The sequence below is a fragment of the Streptomyces sp. NPDC016459 genome (assembly GCF_040632845.1).
GTDB lineage: Bacteria > Actinomycetota > Actinomycetes > Streptomycetales > Streptomycetaceae > Streptomyces.
The window spans coordinates 23,911-46,030 of sequence record NZ_JBEYCR010000002.1 but is presented as its reverse complement, the minus strand read 5'-3'; the positions used below and the strand labels follow the sequence as shown (position 1 = coordinate 46,030).

The 22,120-nt window shown below is 72.2% G+C and carries 14 protein-coding genes and 2 pseudogenes; 11 read left to right on the top strand and 5 right to left on the bottom strand.

What is annotated here, in order from left to right; all coding sequences use genetic code 11:
• Positions 1–64 precede the first annotated feature (64 nt).
• The 3 genes from ABZ567_RS05700 (at position 65) to ABZ567_RS05690 (ending at position 4,939) form a co-directional block, all read left to right on the top strand.
• Positions 65–187, top strand: a complete 123-nt coding sequence (locus ABZ567_RS05700; protein WP_360785134.1) for a hypothetical protein — start codon at positions 65–67, stop codon at positions 185–187.
• Between the two features lie 163 nt (positions 188–350).
• On the top strand, positions 351–2,582 hold the full coding sequence (locus ABZ567_RS05695; RefSeq protein WP_360785133.1) for a VCBS repeat-containing protein: 2,232 nt from the start codon (positions 351–353) through the stop codon (positions 2,580–2,582).
• A 107-nt stretch (positions 2,583–2,689) separates the two neighbouring features.
• Positions 2,690–4,939: a VCBS repeat-containing protein gene (locus ABZ567_RS05690; protein WP_360785131.1), complete on the top strand. Its 2,250-nt coding sequence runs from the start codon at positions 2,690–2,692 to the stop codon at positions 4,937–4,939.
• Here the strand turns inward: ABZ567_RS05690 and ABZ567_RS05685 are convergent.
• The gene (locus ABZ567_RS05685; protein ID WP_360785130.1) at positions 4,926–5,345 is read right to left on the bottom strand and encodes an ATP-binding protein; all 420 of its coding nucleotides are present in this window, start codon (positions 5,343–5,345) and stop codon (positions 4,926–4,928) included. The genes ABZ567_RS05690 and ABZ567_RS05685 overlap by 14 nt on opposite strands.
• Before the next feature lie 91 nt (positions 5,346–5,436).
• On the opposite strand from ABZ567_RS05685, the gene ABZ567_RS05680 reads away from it, so the two are divergent.
• From ABZ567_RS05680 to ABZ567_RS05670, 3 genes are read left to right on the top strand one after another with little or no spacing between them, the layout of a single operon-like run.
• Positions 5,437–6,300 (top strand): helix-turn-helix transcriptional regulator, encoded by an 864-nt coding sequence (locus ABZ567_RS05680; RefSeq protein WP_360785128.1) that lies wholly within the window; start codon positions 5,437–5,439, stop codon positions 6,298–6,300.
• Positions 6,297–6,482, top strand: coding sequence for a DUF397 domain-containing protein (locus tag ABZ567_RS05675; RefSeq protein WP_360785126.1), 186 nt, complete (start codon positions 6,297–6,299; stop codon positions 6,480–6,482). Before ABZ567_RS05680 ends, ABZ567_RS05675 begins: the two co-directional genes overlap by 4 nt.
• On the top strand, positions 6,446–7,102 hold the full coding sequence (locus ABZ567_RS05670) for an HAD-IA family hydrolase (protein ID WP_360785124.1): 657 nt from the start codon (positions 6,446–6,448) through the stop codon (positions 7,100–7,102). The genes ABZ567_RS05675 and ABZ567_RS05670 overlap by 37 nt, the downstream gene beginning before the upstream one ends.
• A 6-nt stretch (positions 7,103–7,108) precedes the next feature.
• Here the strand turns inward: ABZ567_RS05670 and ABZ567_RS05665 are convergent, their stop codons facing one another.
• Together ABZ567_RS05665 and ABZ567_RS05660 are read right to left on the bottom strand one after the other, a co-directional pair.
• Positions 7,109–8,404: a hypothetical protein gene (locus ABZ567_RS05665; protein ID WP_360785122.1), complete on the bottom strand. Its 1,296-nt coding sequence runs from the start codon at positions 8,402–8,404 to the stop codon at positions 7,109–7,111.
• 49 nt (positions 8,405–8,453) lie between these two features.
• Complete coding sequence (locus tag ABZ567_RS05660) at positions 8,454–9,764, bottom strand: hypothetical protein (RefSeq protein ID WP_360785120.1); 1,311 nt, start codon at positions 9,762–9,764, stop codon at positions 8,454–8,456.
• Between the two features lie 294 nt (positions 9,765–10,058).
• On the opposite strand from ABZ567_RS05660, the gene ABZ567_RS05655 reads away from it, so the two are divergent.
• Both ABZ567_RS05655 and ABZ567_RS05650 read left to right on the top strand, forming a co-directional pair.
• Complete coding sequence (locus ABZ567_RS05655) at positions 10,059–12,065, top strand: protein kinase (protein ID WP_360785118.1); 2,007 nt, start codon at positions 10,059–10,061, stop codon at positions 12,063–12,065.
• A 168-nt stretch (positions 12,066–12,233) separates the two neighbouring features.
• Positions 12,234–13,457: an NAD(P)/FAD-dependent oxidoreductase gene (locus ABZ567_RS05650; RefSeq protein WP_360785116.1), complete on the top strand. Its 1,224-nt coding sequence runs from the start codon at positions 12,234–12,236 to the stop codon at positions 13,455–13,457.
• 61 nt (positions 13,458–13,518) lie between these two features.
• On the opposite strand, the gene ABZ567_RS05645 is transcribed toward ABZ567_RS05650, so the two are convergent.
• Entirely contained in the window at positions 13,519–15,225 is a 1,707-nt protein-coding gene (locus ABZ567_RS05645) for a hypothetical protein (protein WP_360785114.1), read from the bottom strand.
• Positions 15,226–15,620: 395 nt separating this feature from the next.
• Between ABZ567_RS05645 and ABZ567_RS05640 the strand changes: the two are divergent.
• The 3 genes and pseudogenes from ABZ567_RS05640 (at position 15,621) to ABZ567_RS05630 (ending at position 20,693) form a co-directional block, all read left to right on the top strand.
• Positions 15,621–16,272 (top strand): annotated as a pseudogene (locus ABZ567_RS05640) (enoyl-CoA hydratase-related protein).
• 72 nt (positions 16,273–16,344) lie between these two features.
• Entirely contained in the window at positions 16,345–20,004 is a 3,660-nt protein-coding gene (locus ABZ567_RS05635) for a hypothetical protein (protein ID WP_360785112.1), read from the top strand.
• A gap of 108 nt (positions 20,005–20,112) precedes the next feature.
• Positions 20,113–20,693, top strand: a pseudogene (locus tag ABZ567_RS05630) (flavin reductase family protein).
• On the opposite strand, the gene ABZ567_RS05625 reads toward ABZ567_RS05630, so the two are convergent.
• Positions 20,690–22,015, bottom strand: a complete 1,326-nt coding sequence (locus ABZ567_RS05625; RefSeq protein ID WP_360785110.1) for an MFS transporter — start codon at positions 22,013–22,015, stop codon at positions 20,690–20,692. The pseudogene ABZ567_RS05630 and the gene ABZ567_RS05625 overlap by 4 nt on opposite strands.
• Positions 22,016–22,120: the final 105 nt, after the last annotated feature.

Here is a 22,120-nt window from a genome sequence, read left to right as displayed (position 1 = left end):
GCGCCCCCCACGGCGCGCCCGGGCCGTCCCTGGAGCTTCCTCCCTCCTCCACGAAGGTCCGAACGTGTCTCTCCTCCCCGTCCCCCCGCGGCGCCTCGGCGCCGCCGTCACCGTCGTCCTCGCCCTCACGGTGGGCGCGGCCGTGACCGTCACCCCGGCGACCGGGGGAACGACCTGTACGCCGTGAGCTCCGCGGGTTCCCCGCCTGTACTCCGGTACGGGCAGCGCGACGGCCCCGTTCGGCCCGGCCGTCCACACGTCCGTGAACTCGGACGCCTCCTTCTTCAACTCGGTTTTCTGACAGGCATGTCCACCGTCATCCACCGATCCCCTCCTCGGAAAGAGAACACGTGACCCGCATATCCGGCCGCCGGCTCGCCGCCGCCGTCCTCACCCTCGCGACCGTCACCGCGGTCACGGGGACCCTCGTCACCGCCCCGGCCTTCGCGGCGCCCGCGGCGCCCGTGGCGGCCACCCCGCTGGCCGCCACGGCCTCGGTGACGATCCCCGCCGACGCCGAGATCGTCAGCTCCGGCACCACCGGCTTCATGACCTCCCGGCCCGACGGGGCCGGCGGCACGACCCTCTCGTGGACGAACCTCGCCGACGGCACCGTCACCGGCCTTCCGGGCTCGGTCGGCCACAGCAACAATTCGGACACCGTCGTCACCAGCGACGGCGGCACGTACTACTTCACCGACATGAGCGGCTTGAGCGGCGCCGGCACCTTCATGCCGAGCATCAACCTGGCGCAGGCGCTCGGCCCGGAGGCCGTCTTCGTCGGCGCCTCCGGCAACATCCTGTTCGCCGCCAAGCCCTACTCCCCCGGCAAGCTGGAGCTGTACCGGGTCGCGTGGGTGAACGGCGTCCTGCAGAAGCAGGTCATCTCGTACGGCAACTGGAACACCGGCTTCAAGGTCGTCGGCTCCGCCGCGGGCGAGGCGTACATCCTCGGCAGCGACTTCGACGGCGCGCGCACCCGCTACTTCTCCACGACCTACAAGCTGGCCGGCGGCGGCCAGTTCGGCCTGTACGACTACACCAAGCCCGCGGGCCCCTGGACGGCGAAGACGACCGGCGCGATCTCCCCGGCGTACCAGGCCAGGACCGAGCGCGCGGACACCGCGACCGAGGCCGTCGTGTACACGCGCGCCACCCACACGACGACCAGGTATCCCCTGAGCCTCGACGAGAACCACGTCGTCGCGGGCCTCACCGGCGACTGGCTCCTCCACGGGCTGCCCGGCGGTGCCTCTGCGACCTCGCCGAACCCGGCGCACGCGCTGACCGCCCGCTCCCTCACCGGCACCGGGACGGTCAAGCTCCTCGACCACTTCACGTCCGCCGCCACCGCGCCCGACGGCAGCGTGCTCGTACGCGGCGGCTCCGCCACCGAGGGCGAGGGCCTGTACCGGATCAGCGACTCCGGCGGTACGCCGAGCGTGACCCAGGTGGCGAGTGCGGGCGTGTCCACCTCCGTCCAGGTGACCGGCAGCAGCGTCCCCACGGTCGTCGACCTCGACAAGAACGGCGGCAAGGTCGCCCTGGAGTGGAACCTGTCCCGCCCCAACGTCGACCTCACCCTGACCCTCACCCACGTGAAGACCGGCAAGACCCACACGGAGCGGGTGCTCTCGGGCTCCTCCACCACCGCCCGGATCACCTGGAGCGGCGTCCTGGAGAACTATTCGGCCAGCGCCCCCAACGGCGACTGGACGTGGTCGGTCGTCGCCGCTCCGGACAACGGCATCGGCAGCCCCGCACACGCCTCCGGCACCTTCAAGGTCGTCCGCCAGGCCAACGCCCACGACCTCAGCGACAACGGCTCGGCGGACATCGTCGCCCGTGACGCCTCGGGCGGGCTGTGGCGTGACGACACCTTCGACTGGCCCGTCGCGGGCCAGATCAAGACCTCCGGCCGCACGAAGATCGGCACCGGCTGGGGCATCTACAACCAGATCGAGGCCGCGGGGAACCTGGCCGGCGGTCCGGCCGGGGACTTCGTCGCCCGCGACACCGCCGGCGTCCTGTGGAGCTACCTCGGCACCGGAAACGGCACCCTCGCCGCCCGTACCAAGATCGGCACCGGCTGGGGCGTCTACAACAAGATCGCCGCGGGCTCCGACCTGACCGGCGACGGCCGCCCCGACCTCCTCGCCACCGACGCCGGCGGCGGCCTGTGGCTCTACAAGGCCACCGGCAACTGGCAGACCCCCTACGCGGCCCGCGTCAAGGCCGGCACCGGCTGGAACATCTACAACCAGATCACGGCCGTCGGCAACACGGCGGGCGCCTCGGCCGGCGACCTCCTCACCCGGGACACCTCCGGCGTGCTGTGGCTCCACCTCGGCAAGGGCGACGGCACGTTCGCGCCCCGCGTCAGGGTCGGCGCCGGCTGGGGCGGGTTCTCGCAGCTCGTCGGCGCGGGAGACCTGAACAACGACGGCCGCGCCGACCTGATCGGCTACGGCGCGGGCGGCACGTGGGCGTACCTCGGTACGGGGAACACGACCGCGCCGTTCACCCGGGTCACGACCGATCTGTACGCGGGCGAGGGGACGAAGTTCAACTCGGTCTCCTGACCCACCGACCTCCTTGAGATCGGCGTACAACCTTTCGAACTCTTCGTAGGTCATGCGGGCGTGGCGATCTCTCGCCACGCCCGCACCTCTTGAGAGAGAGCCCTGCCTTGGCCCACGCACGTATGCCCCGCCGACGACTCGCCCTCGCCGTCACCGCCGCCCTGGCCGTCACGGTGGGCACCCTGACGGCCGTCCCGGCCGTGGCGGTGACCGGGGCCGTCACGGCCGCGGAGCAGACGCAGACGCAGACGCAGACGCAGCAGGACGTGCTCACGCTGCTGCCGGGCTCCACGGTCGTCGGCAACGGCCCGTCGGGATTCCTGAGCCGCGGGAGCGAGGGCAGCCAGTACGTCCATCGGTGGACGCGGTACGCGGACGGCGCCACGACCACGCTTCCCACGGGCACGTACGCCGGCAGCGTGGGGTCGGACGTGATCGTGAAGTCGGAGGGGGCCGTCCACAGGCTGTACGACATGGCGACGGGCGCCGAGCCCGTCGTGATCGACACCGGCTCCCTCGGCGCCACCGCCACCTTGCACAGGGTGGCCGGCAGCACCCTGGTGATGTCGACCAAGAGAGCCAGCGGCGCCGACCTGCACCTCCTCAGCAAGCCGGCGGGCACGCTCGTGCAGCGCAAGGTTTCCGGCCTGCCCGCGGACGCCACCTTCCACTGGGTCAACATGACCTCGCCCGACACCGTCATCCTCCTGTACTCGGGGACGGTGGGCGGGGTGTCCGGCATCCGCGTGGCCCTGGTGGACACCGCCACCGCGACGGTCGTGGAGGACCGCGCCACGCCGAGGGCCCAGACCTACTCCGACGTCACCGTGACCGCCGCCCACCTCGCCTGGGCCGAACGGGACTCCTCGACGGGTGCCCTCACCCTGGCCGTGGCGCGACGCGGCGAGCCCGACGTCACACGGACTCCCCTCGGCTCCGGATCCGAGCCCGGGTCCCGGCTCGTGCTCGAGTCGGCGGGAGGCGAGTGGGTGACCTACGGCGTGACCGGTGCGGCCACGGCCTCCGGCCCCAACTCCCTCCACTCGCTCACCGCCCGCTCGCTGAAGGACGGCCGGACGGTCAAGCTCCTCGACACCGTCGACACCCTGCGCGGTGGCGCTCGCGGCGAACAGCTCGCGCAGGGCGGAACGCTCGAACACGGCGAGGGCGTCTTCCGGATCGCCCCCGGAGCCGACGGCACCCCGGCCGCCACTCTCGTGGCGACCACCGGCGTACCCCTCAGGCTCGACGTCGTGGAACAACAGGTTCCCTCGACCGTCGACTTCAGCAGCGGCGACGCGGACATGTGGTGGACGCTCAACCGCACCTCCCGCCTGACGTCGTACGTCGAACTGACCCACACCGCCTCCGGGAAGCGCTGGGCCTCGTACTCCGACGGGGAATCACGGCTCGCCTCAGCCACCTGGAAGGGCCTGTTCCGCGACTACACCGCCGCCTACAACGGCGCGTACACCTGGCGGCTGACCGTGAAAGCCACCAACGGCATCAGCCCCGACGTCGTGCGGACCGGCACACTCACGGTCGCGAGCAAGCCGCACCCGCACGACTTCTCCGACAGCGGCTCCCCGGACCTTCTGCTCCGGAGCGGCGGCAGCCTCCTCGCCGTCGACGGCCGCCGCGCCCTGCACTTCGGCCACTACTCGAACCCGTTGGAGAAGACGGTCATCGGCACCGGCTGGGACGCGTACGACCAGATCGTCACCCCCGGGAACGTCGCGGGTACCCGACACCCCGATGTCGTCGCCCGCGACAAGACCGGCGCCCTCTGGCTCCACACGGGCACCGGCAAGACGGCCTTCGCACCGCGCACCAAGATCGGCAGTGGCTGGCAGATCTACAACAAGCTCACCGGTGGCAGCGACCTCAACGGCGACGCCCGCCCCGACCTCGTCGCCACCGACAAGGCCGGCGACCTGTGGCTCTACAAGGGCACCGGCTCCGCCACCGCGCCCTTCGCACCGCGCGTCAAGATCGGCAACGGCTGGGGCATCTACAACAAGATCGTCGCCACCGGCAACATCGGCGGCGGCACGGCCGGCGACCTCGTCGCCCGCGACACCTCAGGCGACCTCTGGCTCTACCTCGGCACTGGTAACGGCACCTTCGCCCCGCGCACCAGGATCGGCGGCGGCTGGGACCGGTACGCCGAGATCGTCGGAATCGGTGACGCCAACCGCGACGGCCGCCCCGACCTGGTGGTCAACGGGCGCTCGGGCGGCACGTACGACAGCCTCGCCCTCTACGGGGGCACCGGCGACTGGAAGGTCCCGTTCACGGGCCGCGTGGGCGTCTACACCCCGTACGACCTGACCAGGATGCCGTTCACCCTCTTCTGACCGACGCCGTCGGGACGGTCGCCCAGACCGTCTTGCCGACGCACCGGTCCTTCACGCCCCACGCCGTCGCGAGGGCGGCCACGAGCAGCAGCCCGTAGCCGCCCTCGTCCGGCTCCCGTGCCGGTAACGGCCGGCGCTCGCCCCGCGCGTCGGACAGCTCGATGCGTACGTGGTCGTCGCCGCGCTCCATCCGTACCTCGAAGTCCCGCCCCGGCACCCGCCCGTGCAGGGCCGCGTTGTTGGCGAGCTCGGCGACGACCGACTCGGCCGCCTCGGCGGCGGAGCCGGTCACGCCCCAGTCATGGAGCTGCTGCACAGCGAGTAGCCGAGCCAGGCGTGCGCCCCGGCGCGTGGCCGAGAGCCGGAGTGTGAACTCACTGGTCGGGGTGGTGGTTTCGGACTTCATGCCCCAGAGACTGCTGGGTGCGACCTACCCTGAACAGCAGCGACGTGACGACGCTGAGTCACTGTACGGGTGCGCCAAGAAGGCGGTACGGATGTCGGGGAATGTGGAGGAGCGGCCGGAACGGCCCTCCGAGGTGGACGGTACGGCGCACCTGTTCCGTGCGCTCGGGAAGATCATCAAGGTGCTGCGGAAGAACGCGGGCCTGAGCCAGGCGGAACTGGCGGACGCCACCCATTGCAGCGAGGACCTCGTCTCCTCGGTCGAGCGGGGAGTACGCACTCCCCAACCGGACTTCCTGATCCGGGCGGACCCGGTGGTGGGGGCGGGGGGCGTGCTGATCGCGGCGGTGGACGACGTGAGGGAGGCGCTGGCGAAGGCGCGGGTGCGGCATCCGGATTGGTTCCGGAGCTTCGCCAAGGCGGAGGCCGAGGCCGTAGCACTGCACTACTACGCCGTGCAGGCGGTGCCGGGCATTCTGCAGACTCCCGCTTACGCGGAGGCGGTCTTCCGCTACCGCCGCCCGCTGTACGACGAGGAGACGATCGAGAAGCGGTTGGCCGACCGGCTGGCTCGCCAGGTCATCTTCGACAAGTGGCCGGGCCCGACGATGAGCTTCGTCATCGAGGAGGCCGTGCTACGCCGCCCGCTGGGTGGCCGGGAGGCCTTCCGGGAGCAGTTGCGGCGTATCGCCGAGGTCGCCCGGCTCAGGACCGTACACGTTCAGATCATGCCGACCGAGCGCGAGGAACACCCGGGCATGGAGGGCGCCTTCACGCTGCTCACACCCAAGGGGCGGCGGGAGGTCGCGTACACCGAGAGCTACGGGCACGCCCGGCTGATCACCGATCCGGAGGAGGTGCGCATGTACACGGAGCGCTATGGGATCATCCGGGCGCAGGCACTCACGCCCCATGAGTCCCTGGAGTTGACCGAGAAGATGCTGGGAGAGCTATGAGCACCGCAGATCTGGCCTGGTTCAAGAGCAGCTACAGCGGCGGTGAAGGCGGCGAGTGCGTCGAGGTAGCCGCCCACCCCACCGCCATCCACATCCGCGACTCCAAGAACCCCCACGGCCCGCAGCTCGCGGTCTCCCCGACGGCATGGGCCGCGTTCGTGGACGTAGCATCGGGCGCGTGACCAGCGGAAAGTTCGTTCTCTTCGACGTCGACGGCACCCTCATCGATGCCGGCGCCAACCAGCGGCGCGTCTGGCACGAGTGGGCCGCGCGGTACGGGCTCGACGGGCACGAGGTGTACGCCGTCGCGCTGCGGACGCGGCCCGTGGAGACCTTCGCGGCCGTCGTGCCGGGCGCGGACCCGGACGAGTGCCTCGCCCTCCTGCACGCGCTGGAGGACGACGATGTCCGTACGGGTACGTACGCGGCCTTCGAGGGAGCGGCCGAGCTGCTCACCGCCCTGCCCGCCGACCGGTGGGCGCTGGTCACGTCGAACTACGAGCACCGGGTCCGGGGCCGGTTCGAGCGGACCGGGCTTCCGATACCCGCGCTCGTCATCGACGCGGCCTCGGTGGCGGAGGGGAAGCCGTCCCCCGTCCCGTACCTGACCGCTGCCGAGAAGCTGGGTGCCGACCCGGCGGAGTGCCTGGTGATCGAGGACGCGCCGTCGGGGGTCCGTTCGGGCCTGGCGGCCGCGATGACCGTATGGACGGTCAACACCCCGGCCGCGCACCCCGACGCGCACCGCTCCTTCCCGACCCTGGCGGAGGCGGCGCCGCACATCCTGGCGGCGCTGGGCTAGGACGGGTCAGAGGATGGCGTCGTAGATCCCCCAGCCCCAGCCGATCTGCTTGCGGGTGGTCGGGATCGAGACGTCGTCGCGGTAGACGGTTTGGTAGAGCCAGAGGTAGCCGTTCCCGTCCCGGGCAAGAAGCTCGTCGTAGCTCTCGCCGCCGAGCTTCTGCGTCCAGGCAAGGGCGTTGTAGGCGTTCCAGCCGCCGCCCACCTTCACACGCGGCCCGTACGGCCCCCCGCTGGGCGCGTACCCGTACCCGTACGACCAGAGCACGCCGCTCGTGTCACGCGCCACGGCGTTGTAGCCGGCCCCCCGGCCCGTGATGGCGGTGTACGCGTTCCAGCCGCCGCCCACCATTCGGCGCGGGTAGAAGATCACGGAGTCGTTCCGGTAGGTCGGCGCGTACTGCCAGAGCACGCCGTCCTTGTCCCGGGCCACGACACCCCGGCCGCGCCCGGTGATCGCGGTGTACGTGTTCCAGCCGCCGCCGATCCTGACGCGCGGCTTGAACGGGGCGTCGGGATTTCCGGAGCCCTCGTAGTACCAGAGCACGCCGTCCTTGTCGCGGACGACGAGGTCGCCCTCGCCCGCCGCCGTCCGGTGGGTCAGGGTCGTGAGCGAGGTGTAGACGTTCCAGCCGCCGCCGATGCGCTTGCGTCCCCTGAGGGGCTTGTCGGCGTGGCCGGAGCTCGGGTACTGCCACAGCACGCCGGCCTTGTCACGGGCGAGGACCGTCGTCCGAAGGTACGCCTCCGGCGTGCCCTGTACGAACGTGAAGGACACGGGCCCGCGCGCGTGGACCACTCCCTCCTCGGAGAGCGCTTCGAGGGTGGCCGTGACAGTGCCGTACTTTCGCGCGGAGGAGCTGGCGTCGAGACGGATGTCGTAGGTGAGGTCGTTCACTGTCGTCGTCGTCGGCAGCACGGCCACCGATCCCCAGTCCCCGCTGCCCCACGGGCAGGGCTGGAAGGCGCCTCCGTTGACGGCGCAGGTCGCGGTGATGGTCGTGTCGAAGGAGTGGTCCTCGTCACCGGCGGCGTATTCGATGGACGGCAGGAGCAGACGTGCTTGCAGCCGTTCCGACGTGGCCCCGTACTGGGCGACCTTGACCCGGGTGGTCACCGGGCCTTCCTCCCCCGAGGGCACCACCAGCGGGCCGCCCTCCTGCACGACCGTGCCGGCCGAGGCCCCCGCCGCCCCGGTGACGTGGGTCGGCGCGGCGAGGGCCGTCGCCCCTCCCAGGGAGGCCGGGGCCACTCCGACAACCAGAGCCGTAGCGATCACCACGGCCATACGTATGCGTGTCATCAGTCTTCTTCGTCCTCAGGATGCGGTGGGTCGTGGTCGGTCGGTCGGGTCAGAGGATGGCGTCGTAGATGTCCCAGCCCCAGCCGATCTGCCTGCGGGTCGGCGACGGGACGAGGTTGCCGCTGCGGGTAAGGCCTTCGTAGAACCAGAGACGGCCTTCCTTGTCGCGGGCGAGGTAGTCGCCGTAGCGGGAGCCGGCGAGATTCCGGGCGTAGGCGATGCGGTCGTAGGCGTTCCAGCCACCGCCCAGGCGCTCCCTCGGCGGCAAGCCCGAGCCGTTCCGGGAGGTCTCGTGTGACCAGAGCACCCCGGCCATGTCACGGGCCACGACGCCGTATCCGGGGCTCTGGCCCTGGCCCACGATGGCGCTGTACACGTTCCAGCCGTCGGTGGCGAGCCGGGGCGGCTGGAGGGGGGCGGACGGGGAGCCGTCCCACGTCTGCGGGTAGTACCAGACGAGCCCCTCCCGGTCCCGGGCCATGAGACCCCCGCCCCGGGTCGCGATCGCCGTGTACGTGTTCCAGCCGCCGCCGACCCGCACGCGCGGCTTGAAGGGGGCGTCCGGGTTTCCGGAGCCCTGGTAGTGCCAGAGGACCCCGTCCCTGTCCCGGGCGACGATGCTGCCCTCGCCCGCCGCCGTCCGCGCTCCGAGGGGAGTGATCGACGTGTAGATGTTCCAGCCGCCGCCGATGCGCTCGCGCGCCTTGAGCGGCTTCTCGTGGAGGCCGGTGCTCTCGTACTGCCAGAGCACGCCCGCCTTGTCACGGGCGAGGACGGTCGTCCGCAGGTTGGCCGCCGGGGTGTTCCGGGCGAACTGGAAGACCACGGGCCCGCTCGCGAGGTCGGGGGCCCCGCCCGCGCCCACTTCGAGGGTGCCGTTGACGTCCCCGTGCCGGCGGGCGCCGATGCCCGACTCGATACGGATGTCGTAGGTGAGGGTGGTCGCGGCCTCGGTGACGGGCATCGTGGCCACGTACGGGCCCTGGTTGACCCCTTCGACCGGCTGCAGCCAGGGGCAGGGCTGGTAGGCACCGCCGTTGACCGAGCAGGTCGCCTTGATGTCGTCCTGGAAGTTCCACGCGTCGCCCGCGAACTCATAGGTGATCGGCAGGAGAAGCCGCGCCTTCACGGGGCCGCTCGCGTCCGCCGGGAGAGTGACGGTGACCCGAGTGGTCACCACCTCCTCGCCCGAGGGCACGACCAGCGGGCCGCCTTCCTGGACGACGGTGCCGGTCGTGCTCGCGGTCGCCGCCCCGGCGGTCAGCGGCACGGCAGCGGTCGCCGTGCCTCCCAGTACCGCAGGGGCCACGCCGACGGCCAGAACCGTCGCGATCGCCAGAGCCGCACGCGTATGTGCCACGAATCCCCCCAGGAATTCTTCCGAATTGGTTCGGTAGTTCGCGTCTTTGACCTTCGGAGGGGGCGAATGGTTGTGCGGAAGGTCTCCGAGGTGCGGAAGGTGGCGCAGCCGACGCGACCGCAGGGAGCGCCCTTGACGCGGTGGTGGAGGCCGCCACACTCGGAAAGAGGGCGGCCGCACCCGACACCCGCGTGGCCGCCCCACCCCCAGCACCTCGGAAACCCCAACCGCGATATTCGCAGCCGCACTTGGCCGCCATTCAGATCCCTCACCCCCTCCGCTACTGTGTCGGCCATGCAGGGGGAACCGGAAAACAATTCCAGTCTGGAAAGTCTGAGCGGCAGCGGGGCGATGCCGCTCGAGTCGGGTGACCCCCGGCAGATCGGTGCGTTCAGGCTGCTCGGGGTGCTCGGATCCGGCGGTATGGGGCGGGTCTATCTCGGCGCCGTGCCCGGGAAGTTCGCTGCGGTGAAGCGGGTGCTGCCCATGCTCGCCGAGGACGCCGACTTCCTGAGTCACTTCGGGCACGAGCTCGACAACCTCGCCCGGCTGCCCGGCGGGGCCAACACCAAGCTCCTCGCGAGCGACCGCACGGCCAAGCCGCCCTGGTTCGCCACCGAGTTCATACCGGGCATCACACTCAGCGAGGCCATCCGGCTGAACGGCGGCCCGCTGACCGGCGAGGCCCTGTGGCGGCTCCTGCGCGAGGCGGCGGCCGGGCTGCGCGTGGTGCACGGCGCCGACATGGTGCACCGTGACCTCAAGCCGTCCAACGTCATGCTGACCTCCTCCGGTCTCTCCCTCATCGACTTCGGCGTGGCCCGCGCCGCCGACCAGAGCCGTCTGACCAGGACCGGCATGGTCATCGGCACCCCCGCCTACATGGCCCCCGAACAGGCCGTCGCTGAGCGGCAACTGACCGGTGCCGCCGACGTCTTCGCCCTCGGCAGCCTGCTCCTCTACGCGGCGAACGGCCGGCCTCCGTTCGGCGACGGCTCCGGACCCGACCTCCTCTACCGGGTCGTCCACGGTGAGCCCGACTTCGGGCGCCTCACCGAGGCCGATCCCGAGCTCGCGGAGCTCGTACAGAAGTGTTTCGCCAAGGATCCCGCTGACCGTCCGACCGCCGACGAGCTGGTGGCACTCACCGAGGAGCGCGCGGCCGGGGCCGTCTGGCCGGCGGCCGTCACCGGGCGGATCGGCGAGCGGGCGGCGTTCGCGGCCGGGGCACCCACGGCCGAGCAGCTCGCCGAGCTGGAGAAGGCCGAGCCCGCGCAGGACGTGGCGACGGCCTCCCTCACCCCGCAGGCCGGCCGGGAGCCCGCGACCGCCTCGCCCGACCCCCTGGCCGTCACCGGTCAGGCGGCGCCCGGCAAGCGTGAAGGGAGGCGGAACCGTTTCGTCATGCTCGCCGTGCCCGTCGTCGTGGCGACCGGCACCACCCTGACCGTCGCCCTCGGCCCGTACGAGATCGGCCGGCTCGGCGCGGGTCCCAGCACCTCGGGATCGCCCTCCGCCGTCGCCTCGCAGCCGGCGAACGTACCGTCGTCTCCCGGCGCGTCCGGGTCGCCGTCCTCGCAGACCCCGGGCGGCTCCACGGCGCCGTCGTCCAAGCCGTCGGGCTCCTCCCCCGGCGCACCGCCTCCGCCCGCCGACGGCGGTGGCGCTGGTGGTGGCGCCGGCGGCACCGGCACCGTGCCCGGCGGCGCGGGCGGGTCCGGCAGCGACTCGGGGAGTGGTTCCGGCAGCGGGTCGGTCAGCGGCTCCGGCAGTGGCTCCGGTGGCGGTTCGACCACCACCGCCCCCTCCGGCGGTGGTCCGACGGCTCCTCCCGCGCCGCAGCGGACGACGCAGCGGCCCGCTCCCCCGCCGCCCACCTCCGGCGGCTCGGCGCCCTCGGGGACGTACTCCCTGCAGAACGTCTCCAACGGACACTGTCTGGCGGAGAACGACGCGGGCTACGCCGTCCTCGTCGACACGTACGAGTGCGGCTCCAAGCCAACCAACGGCGGCTACCTCGCCTACTCCTGGACCTACTCCCCCGCCGGGAACGGCATTTTCCGCCTCATCAGCAAGACCTCCGGGAAGTGCCTCCAGCCGTCGAGCTCCACCGTCACCGTCGCCGCCTGCAACGGCTCCGACGTCCAGTCCTGGAAGATCGGCACCTCGACGTCCTCCGGGCGGACCATCAAGAACGTGAACAGCGGCTACTGCCTGATCACCGGACCGCCGTTCGCGATGACGTACACCTGCAACTCCGCTGACCGCGCCCATCTGTGGCGGAACATCTCAGCCCTCTGACCGCAGACGGAAGACCGGGACCGTCACCTCGCCGGAAGGCGGCGTCCAGCTCCCTCCCGATCCTGGAGTCGTCCCCGCTCCGGCGGATCGGCGTACGTGACCGATTCGCAACCGAAACCCCTCCCGGTCGAGACCCACTGCGTGTACACGTCATTACGCTCAGCATTCATGGTCACCACCCCCCAGCAACCCTCCACCCACCCCGTGTACGTCATCGGCGCCGGTCCCGGCGGACTCGCCGTCGCCGCCGCCCTGCGCGCGCGTGGCGTCCACCGGGTCGTCGTCCTGGAGAAGTCCGACGCCGTCGGCGCCTCCTGGCGCACCCACTACGACCGGCTGCGGCTGCACACCACACGGCGGCTCTCCGCCCTGCCCGGGCTGCGGATACCCCGCTCCTTCGGGCGCTGGGTCGCCCGCGCCGACGTGGTGCGGTACCTGGAGAAGTACGCCGAGAAGCACGAGCTGGACGTCGTGACGGGCGTCGAGGTCCACCGCGTCGAGCGGGCGGGCACGGAGTGGGTCCTGCACGCGACCGGCGGGCGGCGGCTCGTCGCGAGCGCGGTCGTCGTGGCCACCGGCTACAACCACACCCCGCGCCTGCCCGACTGGCCGGGCCGCGACGCCTACCGGGGCGAGCTGAACCACGCCCGGTCCTACCGCAACCCGCAGCCGTACGCCGGGAAGGACGTCCTCGTCGTCGGCGTCGGCAACACCGGCGCCGAGATCGCCGCCGACCTCGCCGAAGGCGGCGCGAAGCGGGTCCGGCTCGCGGTGCGGACGGTCCCGCACATCGTGAGGCGGACGACGGCCGGCTGGCCCGCCCAGCGCTCCGGCATCCTGATCAGGCGGCTTCCTGCCCGTCTGGTGGACCGCCTCGGCGCGCTCCTCGCCAGGTTCGCGACGCCGGACCTGACGGCGTACGGGCTGCCCCGGCCGGACACGGGTCTCGCCACCCGCCAGCGCGAAGGCGCGGTCCCGGTGCAGGACGTGGGTCTCATCGACGCGGTGCGGGCCGGGAAGGTCGAGATCGTCGCCGCCGTCGAGGGCTTCGAGAGCGACGAGGTGCTCCTCGCGGACGGCACCCGCATCGCCCCGGAGGCCGTCATCGCCGCCACCGGATACCGGCGGGCCCTGGAACCGCTGCTCGGGCACCTGGACGGCGTGCTCGACGAGCACGGACTCCCGGTGACGCACGGCGCGCGCTGCCCGCGCGAGGCGCCCGGCCTGTACTTCACGGGGTTCACGAACCCGATCAGCGGGATGCTCCGGGAGCTGGCGATCGACGCGGAGAAGATCGCGTGGCGGGTGGCAAGGGCCGAACGAGCGGCGGCGAAATCGGCGGCGAAATCGGGGGCCGCGTCAGGGTCGGGCGTGAAGTCGAGCGCGAGATGACGACGGCGCCCCGCCCCCAGCGGAGTGGGGCGGGGCGCCTGCTGATCCCGGGGGGACGGGATCAGAACATGGAGAGGCCGTTCCAGCCCCAACCGATCTTCACGCGCGTCTTCAGACCACCCGTGCCGTCCCCGTCGTACCGCCACAGCACACCAGCGCTGTCGCGGGCGAGGACGTCGGAGATCCCGTCGCCGGTGAGGTCGCCGACGCCGGTCAGGGTGTAGCTCGACCAGCCCCAGCCGATCTTGTGGCGGCCACCCCGCTCGTAGCGGTAGAGGTCACCGTTCGGGGCCACGCCGAGGTAGTTCTGGTAGCCGGACGCCGTGAACGCCCCGACGCCCGTCAGGCGGTAGCCGTTGTAGCCGTAACCGGCCTTCTGGCGGGCCTCAAGGCCTCCGCGACCGTCGCCCGCGTACTGCCAGAGGTTGCCCGAGGGGTCGATGGCCAGGACGTCCGGGTAGCCGTCGCCCGTCAGGTCGCCGACGCCGGTGAGCTTGAGGTCCTTCCAGCCACCGGTACCGATCCTCACCTTGCTCTCGAAACCGAACGTGTACCCGTCGAGCCGCCAGAGGTCGCCTGCGGCGTCCTGGACGAGCGCGTCGGGCCAGCCGCCCCTGTAAGGGAAAGCGTCGCCGTTGAGGTCGCCGACGGCGGTGAAGGGGTATCCCTTCCATCCCCAGTCACGCCTGATGCCGGCCTCGAGGGTGCCCGTGCCGGTGCCCTTGTAGGTCAGGACGTCGCCGGCGCCGTTCATGGCGAGGAGGTCGGCCTTTCCGTCGCCGGTGTAGTCGTGGCGGAAGGTGCCGTGGGGGCTCCAGCCGAACGGATTGGCCCAGGAGACCTGGTGGGCGCGCGTGCCGGGCGAGAGGACCGCGGGGGTGCTTCCGGGCACGGTGGCGCTGATGACGCGGGCTTCGCCGAGAGTGCCGCCGGAGTACGCGAGCTGGGAGCCCTCAGGGGACCAGTCGAGGAACGTGGCGTTCCCCTCGGCCAGGGTCTGCTCGCTGCTGCCGTCCAGGGCGCGGACCTTGACCGAGTCGCCGCTGTCGCCGGAGGCCGCGAAAGCGATCCGGTCGCCCTTCGGTGAGAACGCCGGGTACTGGCCCCGGGTGACCGGCTTCGGGTCGCCGCCCACGCGCGGGTCCCAGATGTGGATGACGCCGTCGCGGACGAAGGCGACGCGCCCGTCCCAGGCCACGTCGGCCTGGCTGTCCCGGGCGCCGTCCGGCGCGGGGAAGGCGGGGGCGAGACCGGGACCGTCGAGCTTGAGCCGCATGATCCGCGTCTTGGAGCCCGACTCGTTCGCGAAGCCCAGGTAGAGGGCCCTGCCATCGGAAGCCCAGTCGAGCGCGTCGAGCTTGCCGTCGGGCAAGTCGACGTCCATGAAGACGGAGCGCGCTTCGCTGCCGTCGGCGTAGGCGATCCAGACGTCGCCGAAGCCGCCCTCGTTGTTGATGAAGGCCATGCGCGTGCCGTCGGGCGAGAGGGCGACGTCGCCGATGTCGGCCCTGGTCAGGCCCACGCCGACGGGCACGATCTCACGCCGGTCGGTGCCGCTGGGGTGGGCGCTGACGATGGTCCTCATGCCGACGCCGTCGACGTTCTTGGACTCGGTGAAGACCACGCGGGGCTTCGGCGCGCCCTCGGCCGCCTGGGCCGGTGCCGTCGTGACCGCGGTGAGCGCGGCGGAGGACGCGAGTACGGCGAGCGCGGTGGCGAGGGCGCGGCGGCGGTCACGCGAGCCGGTGGTGCGAGTGGTGCTGTTCAAGGGGCCTCCTCGGACGGGGTCACAGGACTCCGTCGATTCGTGTCGTCCGAGGGGTGGGACAACCGGATGACCCGAATGGTTGTACGGAGGTCCGACGGACCGGTGGGTCACCGGTCGGAGTCCCGGCGGGGCCACCGGACCCCGATCGACGCTTCCCGCTCCCCACCCGCTCCTGACTGACCGTCAGTTTAGTGATCTGGCTGGGCGTCAGCTGTATACGGCTGGGTGAAGGGCGGACGGAACACATGCTTGGATCGACTGATGGTGCTGCCGCGCGGGCAGGGTGCGGTGGCCCTGGACGCGCTGGCGGTCTGCCGACAGGAGCCCCTGTGGACGAGGTCCTGCACGCTGTTGAGAACGGCGTCTCCTGAATCACGCTCAACCGCCCCGAAACGATGAACGCGGTCACCTGGGACCAGCGGGAACGGATCATCGCCCTCCTCGCCGAGGCCTCCGCCGATCCCGGGGTCCGGGCGGTCGTCGTCACGGCCACCGGCCGGGGCTTCTGCGCGGGCGCGGACCTGCGGGGTGCGCCCGCGGCCGGTGCGGACCGGGTCGCGGGGGACGTGGCCCGGATGATCCGGCTGGGCGCGCAGCGGTTCGTCGGAGCGGTCATGGACTGCGAGAAGCCGGTGATCGCGGCGGTGAACGGGACGGCGGCGGGAATCGGGGCCCATCCTCGTCCCGGACGGGGGCGGGGCGTATCTGCTCCCCCGGCTGATCGGGCCGCAGCGGGCCAAGGAGCTGATGTTCTTCGGGGACGCGGTGTCGGCGGCGGAGGCGCGGGAACTGGGCCTGGTGAACCGGGTCGTTCCGGCGGAGGACCTGGAGAAGACGGCCCGCGAGTGGACCGGGCGCCTGGCCCGGGGCCCGACGCGGGCCCCGGCGCTCACGAAGCAGCTGGTGAACGCGTCCCTGGACGTGGACCGGGCGACCGCCTTCGCGGCGGAGGCGGTGGCCCAGGAGCTCAACATGACGACGCGGGACGCGCAGGAGGGGGTGGCGAGCTTCGTGGAGCGGCGGGAGGCACGGTACGAGGGTCGGTAGCGGGGGCCTGCTCACCTGGGCCTTATGGTGTGCAGCGCATATGTCTGCCACTGCCGCTCCGGGGGGAACGGAATGCCCAACTCCGCGCGCTCGCGCAAAAAATCCCGAAGATCCGGAAGATCCCTCCTTCTGGTTCCCGCCCTGCTGACGGCTCTGCTCAGCCCGCTGGTTCCGACGGGAACGGCGCTGGCGGCGACGCCGACGGTCCCGTCGAGTGCCGCACCGGAACCGGCACTCGCACCGGAGCCCGCACCGGAACCGGAACCGGAAGTCGCCGCGACCGAGCCCGAGCCCGAGCCCTCCGCCACGACGGACCCGACGCCGCAGCCGACGCCGACTCAGGACCCGACGCCGAACCCGACGCCGACGGCACCCACCGCCGCCCCCTGCCCCGCCCTGCCGCTCGCCCCGCTCGGCGGCCCCGGCGACGCGGTCGGACGCGTGGCGCTGGAGCCGAGCGGCACCGCCTGTTTCACGTTGACCGTGGAGAAGCCGGGCCTGCACCGGGTGCTCCTTGAAGGGCGACGCCCGTCCGTCACTCTCTCCTCCGGTGGGACGCCGGTCACGTGCGCCGTGGACTCCGGTCCCTGCGAGCTGGCCGCCGACACGTACACACTGCGCCTCACCCTCGCCTCCTATCTGGCCGGCGGTGAGGCACGTGTCGCCGTCGTCCCGCTGATGGCGGGCCCCGGCTGCTCGGAGCCCATCAGTACCGACTTCGGCACGGCCCCGGCGACGGGCACCTCCTCCGGCGAACTCGGCATCGTCTGCCACGCGTTCACGGCCGCGCCGGGCGAGCTGATCAACACGCGCCTCCGCCCGGGCGCGTCCGCCAACATCCACGCATGGGTCACCGACGACACGGGCAAGCACCTGTGCAGCGTCGACTTCGACTGCGTGCTGCCCCCCGGAGTAGGCGGCTACCGGGTCCTCGCGCACCTCAGCCCCTCGGGCGGCACCTACGCCGTCCCGTACACCCTGACGATCCGGCAGCTCTCCCACCCGGTGGGCTGCGCGGTCGTGGGAGTGAACGCCTACGGCACGGCGCCGACGCAGGTGTCGCCCCCGGCCGAGTGCAAGACGTTCACGCCCGCCACGACCGGCACGTACCAGGTGCAGGCCCTGACGGCGTCCGGCTCCGGGACCGCGCTCACGATGTACGCGCCGAGGGGACGGATCTGCGAGTACACGAACGGCTGCCCGCTGACCGCGGGCGTCACCTACACCCTGGTCACCGGCAGCACCGTACGGATCCTCGACCCGCGCTCGACGGACGGCTGCACGAACGACGTCGAGCTCGGGCGCGCCCACCGGGGCGGCTTCTCCGCCGCCGGCGAGGTCGACTGCCTGAACCTGCCGGTACCGCGCGGCGCTCACCTGGCCGTCCTGAACGGAGACGCGCCGGGCGGGCCCGACACGGACCCGGACGTCACGCTCCTCGACGCGACCGGCGCCTCCCAGTGCGCCGGGGCGTCGGAGTACGTCCTGAGCACCTGCGTCCTCGGCGGAACCGCCCCGTACCGCGCGATCGCCAGGAACAGCACCAGCGACCCCGCCACCGGGGCCTACGCCCTCGCCTTCCACCGCACGGACGCGGCGAGCGGCTGCCGCACCTTCCAGGCCGGTGACTTCACCGCCACCTCCGCCCGGATGAGCGTGACGACCGGTGCGGACGCCTTCTCGGACTGCCTGGCCATTCCGGCGGACGCGCACTCCGCGCGCGAACTGATCGACCTGCGGAACGTCTCCGGCGGCCCGGCGGGCTCGCTCAGCCTCTTCGACCAGAACGGCGCGCGGACCTGCTTCGACCCCGACGCCCCCGCCGACGTGCCCCAGGACGCCTGCGCCCTGACGCCCGGACTCACGTACACGGCCCTCGTCCACGGCGTGGACGCCCCCGCCGAATTCAGCCTCACGCGGCGGGACGTCACGGCCACCGCGCGTGGTTGCGTCGAGACCCCTGCCACGGCCGTCGGCCGTCCGTCCGCCGCCGGAGTCGCGGCGGCGCCCGGCACCTTCGTGTGCCACCGGGTGACCACCCTCGACGCCCGGGACACCCTGCACCTGGACTTCCGCGACGCCTCGTACCTCTCGGCCTGGCCGGTCGGCGTGTACAGGGCGAACGGCTCGAAGGGCTGCGGCGACCTGTTCCCCGGCTGCGCGATCACCGGATCCACTCACTACCAGGCCGTCGTCGAGGTCCGGGAGGGCACGAGCGCCGCGCCCGCCTACCGTGTCGACGCCCTGCGCATCGCCACGGCCGCCGGGCCCGCGCCCGAGTGCGTCAAGGTCGCGAACGTCAGCTACGGCTTCGGGCCTCTCGTCGCCACGCTGTCCGAGCAGAAGACCGCGGTCTGCGCCGCGCTCCCCACCGGCAACTTCGACCGCTTCGTGATGAGCCAGACTCCCGCCACGACCCTTCCGCAGACGCCGACTCCCCGGCTGTACGACCTGGCGAACCGCCAGGACGGCTGCGCCCGGCGGAGCAGCTCGTACTACGAGTGCGAGGTACCGCGGCGCGAGGACGACTGGTACCTGACGGCCCGGCCGACGGTCCTCGTGATCGGGATGCCTTCGGCGCCGACGCAGTCCGCCGTGGCGCTGCAGGCGTCGTTCTCCTGCCGGCTGTCACTGTGCGGTACCGAGAAGCAGACCGTCGGCACCGTCACCCCCGGCACCGTCGGCGCCGGAAAGATCACGATGAAGGTCACCGGCACCGCACTGCACGAGAAGACCGCGGTCGAGGTCGTCGGCGGCACCTACCGTGCCCGGTCGACGACGGTCTCCGTCACGCCCGACCGCCGGAGCATGGACGTCTCGCTCGACCTGACGAGCGCGCCGCGCACCGCGCTGAGCCTGACCGTGATCACGCACGACGGCACGAAGTACGCGCGCGGCACCGTCACCGTCGTCGCCGCCCTCCGCGCCACCGTCGCCCCGTCCGTCACCGGCACCGCCGTCGTCGGCGGCACGGTGACGGCGACGGCGGGGACCTGGACGCCGGTGCCGGACTCGTACGCGTACCAGTGGCGGGCGAACGGTGTCGCCATCGCCGGGGCCACGGCCGCCGCGTACACGGTCCCTGCCGCGCTGCAGGGCAAGCAGCTGTCGGTGGCCGTGACCGCGCGGAAGGCCGGACACCCGGTCGTCACCGCGGCGACGGTCGCCGTGGTGGTGAAGGGCGTCGCGCCCAAGCCGACCAAGGCGCCCTACTTCACCGGCGCCACCCGCGTCGGCGGCAAGCTGACGGCGGTGGTCGGCACCTGGTCGCCCTCGCCGACCTCGTACGCCTACCAGTGGCGGGCGAACGGCGTGGCGATCTCGGGCGCGACGGGGGCCACGTACGTCCCCGTCGCCGCGGTTCTCGGCAAGAAGCTGACGGTGACCGTGACGGCTCACCGCACCGGGCACCTGAGCGGGGCGTACACGACCGCCGGGTACACCGTCGCCACGGGCCTCGCGCCGAAGGCGACGGCGGCGCCGTACGTCACGGGCACGGTCCGGGTGGGGTGGACGCTGACCCTGAACCGGGGGACGTGGACGCCGGCGCCGACCTCGTACACGTACCAGTGGTACGCGAACGGGCGGGCGATCACCGGGGCGACGAGGACCACGTTCACGCCGACGAGCGCGCAGCGCGGTCTGCGGATCACCGTGAAGGTGACGGCCCAGCGGACCGGTCACTACTCCGGGGTCGCGTGGACGCCGTCCACGGTGGCGGTCGCCGGCTGACCCAGCGTTTCACGGCAGCCCCCGGGACGGCGGTTCACAGACCGCCCCGGGGGCTTCCTGTCTGACGACCAGTCAACTTCGATATCTGACGTGATGGGACACGCGGGGATGGCGGCCACCGCCGTCCGACACCTGAGAGCGGCCGGTTCGCCGACGGCCGCGGAACCACTGCCCCGGCCGGTACTGCGCGCGGTACGGGAGGACGAGCGACCACCCGTCGATCGGCCGCGTTCCGGCGCGCCCTCGGCCACTTCGCGAGCGGCGTCACGATCGTGACCGCCCTCGACGCGACCGGCCCGACGGGCTTCGCCTGCCAGTCCTTCGCCTCGCTCTCCCTCGACCCGCCCCTGGTGGCCTTCATGGTCGCCCGCACGTCGACGACGTGGCCGCGGATCGCGGACGCGGGCGCCTTCTGCGTCAACATCCTCGGGGCCGGACAGGGCGAACTGTGCCGGTCGTTCGCGGTGAGCGGCGCGGACAAGTTCGCGGGCGTGGACTGGACCCCGACCCCGGAGAGCGGCTCCCCCCGCCTGCCGGGCGCGCCCGCCTGGACCGACTGCACGATCACCACCGTCCACACGGGCGGCGACCACCTGATCGTGGTGGGGCGGGTCGAATTCCTCGGCGCGACGGAGGACAGTGATCCGCTGCTCTTCCACCGGGGGCGGTTCGGGCGGTTCGGCTCCTAGCTTCCGGTCAGGGAGAGCCCCTGCGTCCGGGGGCGCCTGATCACCAGGGACATCAGGGCCGCCGCCGCGCACAGGGCGCCCGAGGCGTACCAGACGACGTCGTACGAGCCGAAGACGTCCCGGGCCGCGCCGCCCGCGAAGGCGACCACCGCCGCGCCCACCTGGTGGGAGGCGAGGACCCAGCCGAAGACGATCGCCGAGTCCTCGCCGTAGTGCTCGCGGCACAGGGCGATCGTGGGCGGGACGGTGGCCACCCAGTCCAGGCCGTAGAAGACGATGAAGAACAGCATCGGGGGGTGCACCGAGGGGGCCAGCAGCATCGGCAGGAAGAGGAGGGAGATGCCGCGGAGCGCGTAGTAGACCGCGAGCAGCCGGCGCGCCTCGAAGCGGTCCGTGAACCAGCCGGAGGCGATCGTGCCGACGACATCGAAGACGCCGATCACCGCGAGGAGCCCGGCCGCCGCCGTGACCGGCATCCCGTGGTCGTGGGCGGCGGGTACGAAATGCGTCTTGACCAGGCCGTTCGTCGACGCGCCGCAGATCGCGAACGTGCCCGCGAGGAGCCAGAACGGGCCGGTGCGGGCCGCCTTGAACAGGACGGTGACCGCGCGGCGGGCCGCGCCCGTCACCGGGGCGGGCTTGTCGGCGTACTCACCGCCGTACGGGGCGAGCCCGACGTCCGCCGGGTGGTCCCGGAGCAGCAGCCACACGAAGGGCACGACCGCGAGGGCGGCGAGCGAGACGGTGACGGCCGCCGGGCGCCAGCCGTGGTGTTCGACCAGCCAGGAGAGGAGGGGGAGGAAGACCAGCTGGCCTGACGCGCCGGCCGCGGTGAGGATGCCGGTCACCAGGCCCCTGCGGGCCACGAACCAGCGGTTGGTGACGGTGGCGGCGAAGGCGAGCGCCATGGAACCGCTGCCCAGGCCGACGAGGACGCCCCAGAAGAGGACCAGCTGCCAGGCCGCCGTCATCCACACGGTGAGGACCGAGCCGAGGGCGATCACCGTCAGGGCCGCCGCGACGATCCGGCGGATGCCGAACCGGTCCATGAGGGCGGCCGCGAAGGGGGCGGTCAGGCCGTAGAGGGCCAAGTTCACCGAGACGGCGAAGCCGATGGTGCCCCGCGACCAGTCGAACTCCTCGTGCAGCGGCTCGATCAGCAGGCCCGGCAGGGACGCGAAGGCCGCGGCGCCGATGATCGTGACGAAGGTGACCGCCGCGACGAACCAGGCGCGGTGGATACGCGGGGTGCGGGGCGTGCGGGGGTGCGGGGGCGCCTGGCCGCCGGGCGGGCCGGCGGGCTTCTCGGTTGTCTGGGCCATGCCACCGAGCCTCGCGCGTGGGGGTCGGCGCGACGACTGGCCCGGATGACAGGTTTGCAAAGGATCGGGCCATCGAGGATCGAGCCTACGGCGACCGGGCCACGA